This is a genomic window from Niveibacterium umoris, from assembly GCF_014197015.1.
Taxonomy (GTDB): Bacteria; Pseudomonadota; Gammaproteobacteria; order Burkholderiales; family Rhodocyclaceae; genus Niveibacterium; species Niveibacterium umoris.
Genome location: NZ_JACIET010000002.1, coordinates 1,104,260 through 1,116,742, shown reverse-complemented (window position 1 = coordinate 1,116,742; position 12,483 = coordinate 1,104,260). Strand labels below are relative to the sequence as shown.

Annotated in this window: 13 protein-coding genes; 8 read left to right on the top strand and 5 right to left on the bottom strand. The window is 64.5% G+C overall.

Annotated elements, in window-relative coordinates:
- The first annotated feature begins 71 nt into the window (after positions 1 to 71).
- Positions 72 to 644 carry a lipid-binding SYLF domain-containing protein gene (locus GGR36_RS17170; RefSeq protein ID WP_183636002.1) on the top strand — a complete coding sequence of 191 codons (573 nt, stop codon included), beginning with the start codon at positions 72 to 74 and terminating at the stop codon, positions 642 to 644.
- 46 nt (positions 645 to 690) lie between these two features.
- On the opposite strand, the gene lgt is transcribed toward GGR36_RS17170, so the two are convergent.
- Positions 691 to 1,545: a prolipoprotein diacylglyceryl transferase gene (gene lgt, locus GGR36_RS17165; RefSeq protein ID WP_183636001.1), complete on the bottom strand. Its 855-nt coding sequence runs from the start codon at positions 1,543 to 1,545 to the stop codon at positions 691 to 693.
- Between the two features lie 223 nt (positions 1,546 to 1,768).
- Between lgt and ilvD the strand changes: the two genes are divergently transcribed.
- From ilvD to GGR36_RS17145, 4 genes are all read left to right on the top strand, one after another.
- Positions 1,769 to 3,631 carry a dihydroxy-acid dehydratase gene (gene ilvD / locus GGR36_RS17160; RefSeq protein ID WP_183636000.1) on the top strand — a complete coding sequence of 621 codons (1,863 nt, stop codon included), beginning with the start codon at positions 1,769 to 1,771 and terminating at the stop codon, positions 3,629 to 3,631.
- A gap of 73 nt (positions 3,632 to 3,704) precedes the next feature.
- Positions 3,705 to 4,190 (top strand): YbaK/EbsC family protein, encoded by a 486-nt coding sequence (locus GGR36_RS17155; RefSeq protein ID WP_183635999.1) that lies wholly within the window; start codon positions 3,705 to 3,707, stop codon positions 4,188 to 4,190.
- Between the two features lie 27 nt (positions 4,191 to 4,217).
- The gene (locus tag GGR36_RS17150; RefSeq protein ID WP_183635998.1) at positions 4,218 to 4,598 is read left to right on the top strand and encodes a methylglyoxal synthase; all 381 of its coding nucleotides are present in this window, start codon (positions 4,218 to 4,220) and stop codon (positions 4,596 to 4,598) included.
- Complete coding sequence (locus GGR36_RS17145; RefSeq protein ID WP_338086713.1) at positions 4,585 to 5,304, top strand: GGDEF domain-containing protein; 720 nt, start codon at positions 4,585 to 4,587, stop codon at positions 5,302 to 5,304. Before GGR36_RS17150 ends, GGR36_RS17145 begins: the two co-directional genes overlap by 14 nt.
- Before the next feature lie 828 nt (positions 5,305 to 6,132).
- On the opposite strand, the gene GGR36_RS17140 is transcribed toward GGR36_RS17145, so the two are convergent.
- From GGR36_RS17140 to GGR36_RS17130, 3 genes are all read right to left on the bottom strand, one after another.
- On the bottom strand, positions 6,133 to 6,549 hold the full coding sequence (locus GGR36_RS17140) for a hypothetical protein (RefSeq protein ID WP_183635996.1): 417 nt from the start codon (positions 6,547 to 6,549) through the stop codon (positions 6,133 to 6,135).
- Positions 6,550 to 6,681: 132 nt separating this feature from the next.
- On the bottom strand, positions 6,682 to 6,867 hold the full coding sequence (locus GGR36_RS17135) for an anti-sigma factor family protein (protein WP_183635995.1): 186 nt from the start codon (positions 6,865 to 6,867) through the stop codon (positions 6,682 to 6,684).
- Positions 6,868 to 6,876: 9 nt separating this feature from the next.
- Complete coding sequence (locus GGR36_RS17130) at positions 6,877 to 7,464, bottom strand: sigma-70 family RNA polymerase sigma factor (protein WP_183635994.1); 588 nt, start codon at positions 7,462 to 7,464, stop codon at positions 6,877 to 6,879.
- Positions 7,465 to 7,620: 156 nt separating this feature from the next.
- Between GGR36_RS17130 and eutB the strand changes: the two genes are divergently transcribed.
- From eutB to GGR36_RS17115, 3 genes are all read left to right on the top strand, one after another.
- Positions 7,621 to 7,845 (top strand): ethanolamine ammonia-lyase subunit EutB, encoded by a 225-nt coding sequence (gene eutB, locus GGR36_RS22330; RefSeq protein ID WP_207064522.1) that lies wholly within the window; start codon positions 7,621 to 7,623, stop codon positions 7,843 to 7,845.
- The gene (locus GGR36_RS17120) at positions 7,830 to 9,071 is read left to right on the top strand and encodes a serine hydrolase domain-containing protein (protein WP_183635993.1); all 1,242 of its coding nucleotides are present in this window, start codon (positions 7,830 to 7,832) and stop codon (positions 9,069 to 9,071) included. The genes eutB and GGR36_RS17120 overlap by 16 nt, the downstream gene beginning before the upstream one ends.
- A gap of 185 nt (positions 9,072 to 9,256) precedes the next feature.
- Positions 9,257 to 10,777, top strand: a complete 1,521-nt coding sequence (locus GGR36_RS17115; RefSeq protein ID WP_221229597.1) for a hypothetical protein — start codon at positions 9,257 to 9,259, stop codon at positions 10,775 to 10,777.
- A 42-nt stretch (positions 10,778 to 10,819) separates the two neighbouring features.
- Here GGR36_RS17115 and GGR36_RS17110 read toward each other — a convergent pair whose 3' ends face one another.
- On the bottom strand, positions 10,820 to 12,475 hold the full coding sequence (locus GGR36_RS17110; protein ID WP_183635991.1) for a methyl-accepting chemotaxis protein: 1,656 nt from the start codon (positions 12,473 to 12,475) through the stop codon (positions 10,820 to 10,822).
- Positions 12,476 to 12,483 lie beyond the last annotated feature (8 nt).

Below are 12,483 nucleotides of genomic sequence, written 5' to 3'. Positions count from 1 at the left end.
CGGACGATGGCGTTCTGGCGCGCGCCGGCGCACCATCGGGTTTCCGCTTCGCGTCAACTAGGAGTACGCCCATGCGATCACGCTCGATCGGCCTCGCCCTGCTGTTGCTGCTGGGCCTAGCGCCCGCCTTCGCCCACGCGGAGATGAGCCCGAAAGAAAAGGAGAAGGAACGCGCCACGATCCGCAAGGACGTCAAAAGCACCTTGAACAGGCTCTACAGGAGCCAGCCATCATCGAAATCGACGATCGCCGGTGCGGCCGGTTACGCGGTCCTCAACAACTTCGGCATGAAGATCCTGGTCGCTGGCGGCGGATCCGGCAAGGGCATCGCCTACGACAAGTCGGGCAAGGAAGTGTTCCTGAAGATGGTCGAGGTTCAGGCCGGCCTCGGCATGGGCGTCAAGAAGTTCTCCCAGGTCTGGGTGTTCCGGGATGAAGACAAGCTCAGAAAGTTCATGTCCGGCAGTTTCGAAACCTCGGGCCAGGCCAACGCGACGGCAAAATACAAGCGAAGCGGCGGCGCCTATGCCGGGGCCTTTGCCGTCGCCGACGGCGTGTGGATCTACCAGCTGCAGGGCGACGGCCTGGCGCTCGAACTCACCGCCAAGGCCACCAAGTACTACCGTTACGACGAATTGAATTGAGCCCGGCGCAAGACTGCAACGGGGGCCGCGGCCCCCGTTTTCGATCTCAGCGCAGCTTGCCCTTCAGACTCAACGCCATCACGACGCCGCCGATCAGGATCATCGGCAGGCTCAGCCACTGCCCCATCGACATGTGTCCGGCGAGCAAGCCGAGGAAGTCATCCGGCTGGCGCGCGAATTCGGCGATGAAGCGGAACGCGCCATAGCCGATCAGGAAACTTGCGCCCATGAACCCGACCGGGCGCGGCTTCTTCGACAGCAGCCACAGGATCACGAACAGCGACACCCCCTCAAGCGAGAACTGGTAGAGCTGCGAGGCGTGGCGCGGCAAGGCACCGAGTTGCGCAAGCTGGGTCATGAGCGCCGGGTCGAGCAGCGCAGCGGCGCGGTCTTCGTTGGCCGCCTGCGGAAACGCCATCGCCCACCAGGCATCCGGCGAAGTGATGCGGCCCCACAACTCGCCGTTGATGAAGTTGCCCAGGCGCCCGGCGGCGAGACCCAGCGGCACCAGGGGTGCCACGAAGTCACCCACTTGCAGGAAGCTGCGCCCGGTCTTGCGGCCGAAGAACCACAGCGCAACCAGAACGCCGAGGAAACCGCCGTGAAAGCTCATCCCGCCCTGCCAGACCGCGAGGATCTCGCCAGGATGGCTGAAGTAGTAGGCCGGCTTGTAGAACAGCACATAGCCGAGCCGCCCCCCCAGCACCACGCCCAGCACGCCCCAGAACAGCAGATCGTCGAGGTCCTTCTCGGTCCAGCCGGTGATCGGACCGTTCTTCGCCCGCCACTTGCCCAGCGTGACGAACATGATGAAGGCCGCCAGATACATCAGCCCGTACCAGCGCACCGCCAGCGGGCCCAGAGAAACGGCGATCGGATCGAACTGCGGATGAACAAGCATTGAAAGACGTCCAGTTTCGCTAGAATTAAGTGTTTACGTCGGATGCGAGGCGGTGCGACCCACCTCAGGTTTCCGGCCGCCGCATCGCGCTGACCGCCGGACATCCCCGGCGCTCGGCACGAAGGCAGCCGAGCCCGCGTTCCGGAAAGGCTGAATTGTATCGGGGGAAGTGCGACACGCACCGCCACCGGGCGCGACATGCGCCATCTTTCGGAGTGAACCCATGCCTGCCTATCGTTCCCGCACCACGACCCACGGCCGCAACATGGCCGGCGCGCGCGCCCTGTGGCGCGCCACCGGCATGAAGGACGGCGACTTCGGCAAGCCGATCATCGCCATCGCCAACAGCTTCACGCAATTCGTGCCCGGCCACGTCCACCTCAGGGACCTCGGCCAGATGGTCGCGCGCGAAATCGAAGCCGCCGGCGGCGTCGCCAAGGAATTCAACACCATCGCCGTCGACGACGGCATCGCGATGGGCCACGGCGGCATGCTGTATTCGCTGCCCAGCCGCGACCTGATCGCCGACTCGGTCGAGTACATGGTCAATGCCCACTGCGCCGACGCGCTGGTGTGCATCAGCAACTGCGACAAGATCACCCCGGGGATGCTGATGGCCGCGCTGCGGCTGAACATCCCGACGGTGTTCGTCTCCGGCGGCCCGATGGAAGCGGGCAAGGTCACGGTAGCCGACCCGGCCGGCCAGAAGGTCATCAAACTCGATCTGGTCGATGCGATGGTCAAGGCGGCCGACAAGAACATCTCCGACGCCGAGGTCGAAGAAGTCGAGCGTTCGGCCTGCCCGACCTGCGGCTCTTGCTCGGGCATGTTCACCGCCAACTCGATGAACTGCCTCACCGAAGCGCTGGGTCTGTCGCTGCCGGGCAACGGCACCATCGTCGCGACGCACGCCGACCGCAAGCAGCTGTTCCTGCGCGCCGGGCGCCTTGCGGTCGAGATTGCACGCAAGTACTACGAGCACGACGACGCCTCTGTGCTGCCGCGTTCGATCGCGACCTTCGAAGCCTTCGAGAACGCGGTGGCACTGGATGTCGCGATGGGGGGCTCGACCAACACCGTGCTGCACCTGCTCGCAGCAGCGCACGAGGCGCAGGTTAACTTCACGATGAAGGACATCGACCGCATCTCGCGCAAGGTGCCCTGCCTGTGCAAGGTCGCGCCGATGACCGACAAGTACCACATCGAGGATGTGCACCGCGCCGGCGGCGTGATGGGCATCCTCGGCGAGCTCGCGCGCGGCGGACTGCTGCACCGCGAGTGCCACACCGTGCACAGCAAGACGCTGGGCGGCGCGCTCGACACCTGGGACGTGATGCACGCGCACGGCACCGATGTGTTCAACTTCTACCTCGCCGCGCCCGGCGGCGTGCCGACCCAGGTTGCCTTCAGCCAGGACAAGCGCTTCACCGAACTCGACCTGGATCGCACCGCCGGCTGCATCCGCGACGTGAAGAACGCCTACTCCAAGGACGGCGGCCTCGCCGTGCTGACCGGCAACATCGCCGAAAAGGGCTGCATCGTGAAGACCGCCGGCGTCGACGAGTCGATCTGGACCTTCACCGGCACCGCCATGGTGTTCGAAAGCCAGGAAGACGCGGTGGAGGGCATCCTGTCGGAAAAGGTACAGGCCGGCCATGTCGTCGTGATCCGTTACGAAGGCCCCAAGGGCGGCCCCGGCATGCAGGAGATGCTCTACCCCACCAGCTACCTGAAGAGCCGTGGGCTGGGCAAGCAATGCGCCCTGCTCACCGACGGCCGCTTCTCCGGCGGCACCTCGGGCCTGTCGATCGGCCATGCGTCACCGGAAGCGGCGATGGGCGGCGCGATCGGCCTGGTGCAGGACGGCGACACGATCGAGATCGACATCCCGAACCGCCGCATCCACTTGGCGGTCAGCGATGAAGAACTGGTGCGCCGGCAGGCAGCGATGGAGGCGCTCGGCGACAAGGCCTGGCAGCCCGCCAACCGCGTTCGCCACGTGTCGCAAGCGCTGCAGGCATATGCCGCGATGACCACCAGCGCCGATACGGGCGCGGTGCGCGATCTCACACAACTCAAACGCTAAGCGCACAGGGCCACGCCGAAAGCGTGGCCCTTCTTGTATCCGGCCCCGCCCCGATGTTTGTTGTCACCGAAGCATGAAACCCGCCACCCACGCCACCGCGCTGCGCACCCAGCAACTGCTCCACGAAGCCGGCATCGACGTCACCGTCGTCGAATTCGAACAGCCCACCCGCACCTCGGCCGAAGCGGCCGCCGCCATCGGCTGCAGCGTCGCCGAGATCGCCAAATCGATCGTGTTTCGTGGCGCCGAAAGCGGGCAGGCGATTGTCGTGGTCGCAAGCGGCGACAACCGGGTGTCGGAAGAAAAAGTCGCCACGCTGGTCGGCGAAAAGCTCAAACGCGCCGACGCCGATTTCGTGCGCAGCGCCACCGGCTACGCCATCGGCGGCGTCGCCCCGCTCGGCCACGCGCAGCCGGTACGCCTGCTGCTCGACGCCGATCTGCAACGCTTCACCACGGTCTGGGCGGCTGCCGGCACGCCCTTCACCGTATTCCCCCTCGCCCCCACGCAACTCGCCACCCTCACCGGTGTGCCGTGGAGCGATATCCGCGCCGGCTGATCACACAAGAAAACGAGACAACGCGTAATGAAAACTGTCGCCCTCATCGCCCACGACGGCAAGAAAGACCAGATCGTCGCCTTCGCCCACACCCACCGAGACCGGCTCGAACGCTGCAAGCTGCTCGGCACCGGCACCACCAGCAAACGCATCCGCGAAGCCACCGGCCTCGCGGTGCACGGCCTGCTCTCCGGCCCCCTCGGCGGCGACCAGCAGATCGGCGCGATGGTCGCCGAAGGCCGCATCGACCTCGTCATCTTCCTGCGCGACCCGCTCACCGCGCAGCCGCACGAACCGGACATAGCGGCCTTGATGCGGGTGTGCGATGTGCATGATGTGCCGCTGGCGACGGGGCTCAACAGCGCGCATCTTTTGACGGTGGCGATATTGTTGGATGAGGTGGCCTGAACGAGGTACGAGTGGGGCTGCTTGGCAGCCCCACATCCGCAATGCATGGCAGCGCACACCTTCCAACTCCGGAAAAGGCTTTCTGGCTGCGCAGCCAGAAAGCATGTCAATGCGCCTTGAACCCCACGGCCCCGTCAATGCGGAGCTCGACCCACTGACGGGGCTGCTGAATCGCCGGGCAGCCACGCACTTGCTCGATCGCTTCACGACGGATGCCAGCGCGAACGTGCCGTGCTCCCTGATCTTGTTCGACCTCGATCACCTCCATTACGCAAACCAGCGCTTCGGCCACGAAACGATAGATGTCGCACTTAACGCGGTTGCGTCGCTGATCACCGCGCGCCTGCCGACCGCCAGTTACGCCGCTCGCTTTGGCGGCGAAGAGTTTTTGATCCTTCTGCCGGGTCTATCCCTTGCGCCAGCGTACGCGGCCGCCGAAGCAGTGCGTCAAGCGGTGCAGGACTTCAGCTTCACGCCCATGGATTTGCGGCTTACGATTTCGGCCGGCGTTGCGTGCAGCCCGACGAAGCCGACCTGGACAGCAATGGACTTGCTTATGCTCGCCGACATGCGCCTCTGCGTCAGCAAGAAGCGTCTCGTGCGTTCAAGAAACACCGTCTGGGCCGGAAGACTGCCATGCGAATGGGCTGCGCAGCATGACGAGTTCAATGACTGGCCGGCGTTCGACATCGCCCCGGACTACTGAGTCCCGTAGGCTGGGCTGAGCACAGCGAAGCCCAACGTTTCTTCTCGCGATTGGCAGTGTCGCATTGCCCCGATTTGTCCCTTCAAGCCGGGTCCCGCCCCGGCGGGCGTCTTACTTTCTGGCAACAGCACCAGAAAGTAAGCAAAGAGTGCCGCCCGGCGTTCGCGGTCAGTCTCTGCGCGCCTGACTTCCCTCGCGTGCTCGCAAAGTAGCGCGGCTGCGGAACTCGGCCCTGCGGGCCTAAGACAGTCCTTGCCGTCGGCGCTACGCGCCGATCCCCCGACCTCGCTGCGCCACTCGGCGCTCTCGACGGGACCCGAAGTTAAAGCCGTCGTTTGCGCAACGCTTGTGTGTTAACTGCAGCCTGGATGCGGCGCAGTGGAATCCCGGGAGAGGGCCACCACATGTTCAACCGCGCTTTCCTGATTGCACCAACCCCAAAACGTCGACGCCTTTCAAACCCCCTCTGAAACGCCGAGCAGCACAGGGGCGCCGGGTTCCGACGTGCGCAGCACGGCGGGGCCGAGGACTGTCCGAGCACCGAGCGTAGCGAGGGCGAGTTCCGCAGGCCCCCGGCGTTCCGAGCAGCGCAGGGCACCCCTTGCGCAGCAAGGGGCGTTGAAGCGGGGGCCGTTTCTTTGGTTACTTTCTTGTCGGCACAAGAAAGTAACCCGCCCGCCGGGGCGGGACCCGGCTTGACCGGACAAACCACCACAGCGCGACTCGACCCATGGAAAACCAAGCACTGACAGTTGCTCTTCGCACCAAAGCGACTCCCGCCCGACCACCGCAACGCCCAAAATCCGCCGGGCTCGCAAGCAAGAAGCCCTAGCGAAGATCCTTCAAACTGCTCAACACAATCTCCCGTGTGTTCGAGATTTCGGCAATCACGGCATCGTTGTCGGCTTCGCTCTCCTGAAGCTGCCCGACATGCACCTCCCACTGGTCGTGCAGCTTGTGCGCTTGCCTCTGGACGCCATCGGGCATGACCATCGCGAGATCTTCGATCAACAGGATCTCGCTCCAGCCGGCGATGGTGTTTCCCCTGTTGCCGTCCGGCGCGTAGTGCGCATAGTTGGCGACCAGTTGAAGCGCCGCCAGATCCTTGATGATCTCGAAGCCGGCTGCCCTGACATTGCGGTTGCGCTCGCTCATTTCATTGCGCCAGGTGTTGTACCAAAGCGCCGAAAATGCGACGAAAAGACTGGTCAGCGGCAGGATCAATTCGCGTATCTTCGCGGCCATGGGTCGGCCCTCGCTTGATGGAGTGCGTTGAGTGTCGGCGAGACATGCACCGCAGCGTGGTGTCGTTTCCACCCGAGCCCGTACTGCTCGAATCCCCAGATCTCGTCCGCGAGTCAGGTTCAGGATTCGGCGCTACGACGAGGAATCTTTGCCCTTCACCCGCCTGCATGCCCGTCGCAGCACCACGATCTGCCGCCCGAACTGGCTGCATCCGTCACACATCGCGAGGTGGAACTTCAGCCCGATGCGCTCGCGCAGTTTGAGGTCGGCGTCCATTTGCCGTGACAGCAACTCGGTGGCCTTCTTGCAGCTGATCATGTTGCTCACTCAGTTGGGTGTGCCGTGATACCACTGGGTCTCAAGACAGGCGCGCAGGGCGAGCCGTGCACGGTGCAAGACCACAAAGCAGTTAGTCGAACTGATGCCGGTTTCCTTACAGATTTCATCGGTCTCGAAATCCAGCAGTTCCCGCATCGAGAAGACGCGCGCGGTGCGCTCCGGCAGGCGATCGAGGCAGGCTTCGAACACGGTCCAGAACTGCGCTTGTTCGAAGGCGTCTTCCGGATCGCGCCAGCGGCCCGGCGTGGCGGCCGACTCCCAATGCCCGTGCTGATCGAACAGGGCGTCCATCAGTTGCGCGTCTTGCTCATCCCCGCTTGAGATCTCGCTGAGCGAGGGTTCGCGTTCGCGCTTTCGAACCAGGTCGATGATCTTGTTGCGCAAGATCGTGAATACCCAGGTCTTGACGCTCGATCGGTTCTCGAACGATTTCCACGCCTGCATCGCGGCAAGGAGGGCATCCTGAACCGCGTCTTCGGCGAGCGCCCGGTCGCGCACATGCAGGCGCGCGAATCGCACCAGGTCCGGGCGCAGTGCCTCCAGCAGGTCGAACGACATACCATTGCCGTCCATCATCGCGATCTCCCTTGGTGCCGATCGGCCTGGTCAAAAGAGCGTGCCGCAACCGGCGCCGCCATTGGTGCAAGAGTCTAATCGTCGCGGCACATATCGGTGCGGGTAATGCGTTTGATCCACCTGCCGCGCATTGCGACTTGAGATGTCGGGTGCGCAATCGGCCTTGCAGGCAGGCTCTGGACGCGCCTGCAACCCAAGCATCCGGTCGACGACACGACCGCCATCGCGGCGAGCGTGCTCGACGGCCCCTGTTGCTCACTCCCCCGCAGTCAGATGTCGCCCGGCACGGCACTCCGCTGGCAGAATGGGATACGTATCGCCCCGTCACGCCGAAGGCCGCACTATCTTTCCGCAAAGGAACCGAGATGCCGCATGCGCTGATCGCCTGTTCGCACACCTTTACCCGAAGCTTGGCGCGTGCTTGCGCGCTGGTTGCCGCGTTCGGCTGCGGGCTGGCGCTGCCCGCCGGCGCGTCTGCGCAGACAGCCCTGAAGAGGATCGATACGGTGGCTTTCCAGCGCACCGTGCAGGCGCTGGCCAAAGAGATGCTCGTGCCGGGCGTCGTCGTATTGCTGCGTACGCCAAGAGGCAACTTCGACTACCGCTATGGCACCAGCGCACTCGGTGGCATGGAGCGGGTGACGACCAGCCAGCACATCCGCGTCGGTTCGAACACCAAGACCTGGGTGGGCACGGTGATCCTGCAGCAGGCGAGCGAAGGGCTGTTGCGGCTCGACGATCCGATAGCCAAGTATCTTCCCGACGTGCCGAACGGCGAGCGGATCAAGATCGAGCATCTGCTGAACATGCGCAGCGGCTTGTTCAACTATTCCGAGACGCTCGAACTCAACGAAACACTGGATCGCGAACCGGGCAAGTCATGGAAGCCCGACGAGTTGCTCGCGATCGCGTTCAGACACAAGCCAAACACCTATTTCGAGCCCGACACCGACTTCCACTACTCGAACACGAACACCGTGCTGCTCGGCCTGCTCGCCGAGAAGCTGGAACACGGCAAACCGCTCTCGCAAATCCTGCAGGACCGGCTCTTCAAGCCACTCGGCCTGAAAGACACGCTGTTCCCCGACACCCGTGACAACACGCTGCCAACGCCGTATGCGCGTGGCTACATGTACGGCGACAACGTGTCCACGATGCCGCCGCATCAGGCGCTGCCTCAGGACGCGCAGGACAACGCGCGGCGCGGCGCCCTGCTGCCCACTGAGCAGACAACGGTGAATCCCTCCTGGGGATGGGCAGCCGGCGCCGGCATTTCCACCGCCGACGATTTGCTGGTCTGGGTGCGCGCGCTGGTCGAAGGCAAGCTCCTGCCGCCGGCGATGCAGAAGGCACGCCTCGACAGCGTGCGCCCGATCCAGGGGGGTGCACAGTACGGGCAGGCCATCGCCAGGTTCGGCCCACTCTACGGCCACACCGGCGAGCTGCCGGGCTACAACAGCTTCATGGGGCACGACCCGCAGAACAAGGTCACGCTGATCGTATGGACCAACCTCGCCCCGTCGATGACCGGGAAGGATCCGGCCACGACGATTGCGAAGGCGGTAATCGAGCAGCTGTATCCGGCCGCCAAACCGCCGGCCCCCTAGTCACCGCCGACCCGGGGCGCGGCCGCTGAATGGCGGACCCGGGCGCCGATGGAAGACACGTTTCATGACAATGTTCTCGAACGGACCACTACACACCCGCCCGCGTGCTGTCTAGACTGGCATGGTTGGTCGGACGGAGAACCCACATTAAATTCCGCTGCCTGCTCACCTGGTGCCTTGCGCTATTGCTGACGTCCTGCGGAGGCGGCGGATCGGACTCTGCGCTGCCTCCGCCCCCGGCGACCGACACGGTGACGATCGAGCGCATCGTCGCGACGCCGAATCCGAGCGGGCTCGCTTTCGGCTTCTGGGAAGACTACGACCGCCAGGCGGTGACGCTGGAACTGCTCGGCAAGCGGCCCACCAGCCGCGCCGGATTCGACGCCTGGGCGAAGATCGAGACGGCACCTGGAACCTATGATTTTGCGGCGTTCGACGCTGGCAGCGGGCGCATCTACCAGCAGATCCACCAGTACGGCGAGACAATCTTTGCCGCGATCAACATCAGCTTCAGCGACGAGATCACGCCTGGGAAACGCACGATCCCCGGCTTCTACCCGGGCCGCATCAGCGACCCGACGACGCGCGCCGCAGCCAAGCAGTTCCTGCGCGCCTATGTGCAGCACATGCTCGCGCTGGTTGGCCGATTCACGCTCACGATCGACTATGAGATCGTCAGCAATTACCGGCTCAGCGCCCCCGGCAGCGAAGCGCGTGCCGCCGAATGGGGTGCCTGGTATGTGGAGGCCGCCGCCGTGGCGAGACAGGCTGCCGCCGATGCCGGTAAGGCAGACTGGTTGCGCCTGCAACCGATCGTGAACGGCAACCCGTTTGATACCGGCAATCCGATCGGGCTCGGCCCGGCGCACAACCCGTGGCTCATCAATGTGGTTGCCGCCTCGGATGCGCTGGCCCTGGACACCTATCACAGCGACCCCGGGGTGCCGGCGAGCGACCCAAAGCGCACGCTGGACATCATCAAGTTCTGGCTCGACAACTATGCTGGCACCAAGGATGTCGTGGTCACCGAGAACGGGTTCACCACCATCACCGAAGTCGACCCCACCATCACCCGCGCTCAGCGCGACTGGAAGAACACCGGGACCGAAGCGGAGCAAGCGGCGTACTTCCAGAGCCTGTTCGAGCAACTGAAGTCAGCCAATCTGCCCGGCGGCGCCTTCCGCAACCGGCTACGCTCCTTCAACATCTGGGCGATTGCAGACAATGTGGTCAAACCCGTCGGCAACGAAGACCGCTATTTCGGCCTGATCCGCGATGACGGAACAGCCAAGCCTGCGGCGGCGATTGTGAAGAGTGCAATCGGGTGGTTCGAATCTGACCCGGTGATGCGGCCGTGGAATCCCGCCGGCGTCGGCACCGACGTCAGCGCCGCCTTGAAGGCCGGCAATGCGAATGTCGCCCTGGGCTATCGTAACGGCGACGACTTCGACTTTCTGCGCTATCACGACAGCTCACTCGCCGAGGCAAGCCACTACACGCTCGAGATCAGCCTCGACGCCCCGGCGAGCCTGATCATTTCGATCAATGGTGCAAAGTGGTTGCTCCAGAACAGCCAGAGTGCCCTCACGCTCGACGTGACGCCCTACTGCAAGCCGGGTGCTGCCAACACCATCTACATTTATGTCACCGACAGCGTGTTTCCGTCGGCCCGCACGGTGCGTCAGGTGCGCCTGGTGCATTCCTGAGCACGACCCGCGCGGCCCCCGAGCGCACACGCCGACGAGACCTCAGAGCTTGTAGGCCTCGAGGCTGGCCGACAGTTCCTTGAGGTAGGCGTCGACTTCGAACAGGCGCTCGGTCAACTGCGTGACTTCTTCGCCTGATTTGGCGTATTCCTGCTGCAGGGCCAGCACGCCGTTCGCGACCTCGTCGAGCGATTGGGTCTGCGCTTCGGAGTCGGTGACCAGTTGCTGCAGCAGCTCGCGCCCGTGCCGTGAGCTCTGCGCCAGTTCGTCGCTGGCGGTGCGGATCTGCGTGGCGCCGGTGATCGCCTGTTCGGCGGCACCGAGGCTCTCGTTGGCGCGGCTTGAAAGCGCGTTGAGGCTGCCCAGCAGGTCATGGCTGACCTTCTCGATTTCCGATGCTGCGCGCTGGCTCTGCTCCGAGAGCTTGCGCACCTCGTCTGCGACCACCGCGAAGCCGCGCCCGTGTTCGCCGGCCCGCGCTGCTTCAATGGCGGCATTGAGCGAGAGCAGGCGCGTCTGCTGCGCGACCTGGTCGATCAGGTCGGTGGTCCTGACCACCTGGCCGATGTTGGCGTCGAGGAATCCGAGCACATCGGTGACCTCACGCATCGCGCCGGACAGCGATTCGAGGTGGCCGAGGGTGGACAGCGCTGACGCGGTCGCACCGTCGACCGAGTTCAAGGCATTCTCGACCACGGCGGCCGATTCGCGGGTGCGCGACACCACGTCCGCCACACGGGCGCGGATCGCGTCGAGTTCGCACTGTGCGTGCTGCACACGCCCCTGCTGCACCATCGCGCGCGCTTGCGAAGATCGTGACAGCTCGCGCACCGAGTCGAACACGCCATCAAGGCGCTGATCGAGCGTCTGCCAGCGGCCGACACGTTCCTTGAGCCCTTCGAACATGCGTGCGAACGAAGCCCCGAGACTCGTGGAATAGCGCGCGTCGACACTGAAACTCATGCGCAGGTCGCCATCGGCGATGTCCTGGGCGACCTTGGCCAACGCCGCCGGCTCGCCGCCGACCGCAGCGAACAGTTGTCGCGAAGTGCGCCATGCGAAGACGCCGATGCCGCCGGCGAGAACGATGAGGAACAGTGCGCCGGCAATTTCGTAGACCCGGATGGTCTTCGCGAATACCTGCTGTTCTCGCGTCGCCGCTTCACCCGCCGCCTTGTTGAGGGCGTCGGCGTTGGCAGAGAGGCGGCCGAGCGTAAGTTGCAGCACCGGCAGCATGAACTGCGCGGCCTCGTTCTGCCCCTTCTCGACAGCCGGGATGATTTCCTTCTCGACCTTGGTGAAGACTGCTTCCGACAGCGCTTGCTGCTGCTTGAACAACTCGGCGATTTTCGGGTCAGCCAGTATCGGATCGCGCGACCATTGCTGCACCGCCTGATCAAAGCGACCACGACTCGCCTTGTAGCGCGCGACCAGCGGCGCGACGTCGCCGGACGATTCGACCAGCGCGAAGGTGGCGTTGATTGCCTCGAGCGGATAGAGCGCCGGTGGCACCACGCTGGCTTCGAAGTTGCGCGTGCGCACCACCGAGTCCACCGAGCCGCCAACCCGGTTCAGCGCGACATAGAGGATCACCACGCTGGCAAGCATGCCCACCACCGACACCACGGTGAGTAGCAACAAGGCCCGCCTGATCTGGATATCCCCTGCAAGCCCCGGCTTGCGCCCCAATGCATTCATGCCGCCTC

Coding starts and splice junctions, on each gene's coding strand:
- GGR36_RS17170 (WP_183636002.1), top strand. CDS start 72: ATGCGATCACGCTCGATCGGCCTCGCCCTGCTGTTGCTGCTGGGCCTA.
- lgt (WP_183636001.1), bottom strand. CDS start 1,545: ATGCTTGTTCATCCGCAGTTCGATCCGATCGCCGTTTCTCTGGGCCCG.
- ilvD (WP_183636000.1), top strand. CDS start 1,769: ATGCCTGCCTATCGTTCCCGCACCACGACCCACGGCCGCAACATGGCC.
- GGR36_RS17155 (WP_183635999.1), top strand. CDS start 3,705: ATGAAACCCGCCACCCACGCCACCGCGCTGCGCACCCAGCAACTGCTC.
- GGR36_RS17150 (WP_183635998.1), top strand. CDS start 4,218: ATGAAAACTGTCGCCCTCATCGCCCACGACGGCAAGAAAGACCAGATC.
- GGR36_RS17145 (WP_338086713.1), top strand. CDS start 4,585: ATGAGGTGGCCTGAACGAGGTACGAGTGGGGCTGCTTGGCAGCCCCAC.
- GGR36_RS17140 (WP_183635996.1), bottom strand. CDS start 6,549: ATGGCCGCGAAGATACGCGAATTGATCCTGCCGCTGACCAGTCTTTTC.
- GGR36_RS17135 (WP_183635995.1), bottom strand. CDS start 6,867: ATGATCAGCTGCAAGAAGGCCACCGAGTTGCTGTCACGGCAAATGGAC.
- GGR36_RS17130 (WP_183635994.1), bottom strand. CDS start 7,464: ATGATGGACGGCAATGGTATGTCGTTCGACCTGCTGGAGGCACTGCGC.
- GGR36_RS17120 (WP_183635993.1), top strand. CDS start 7,830: ATGCCGCATGCGCTGATCGCCTGTTCGCACACCTTTACCCGAAGCTTG.
- GGR36_RS17110 (WP_183635991.1), bottom strand. CDS start 12,475: ATGAATGCATTGGGGCGCAAGCCGGGGCTTGCAGGGGATATCCAGATC.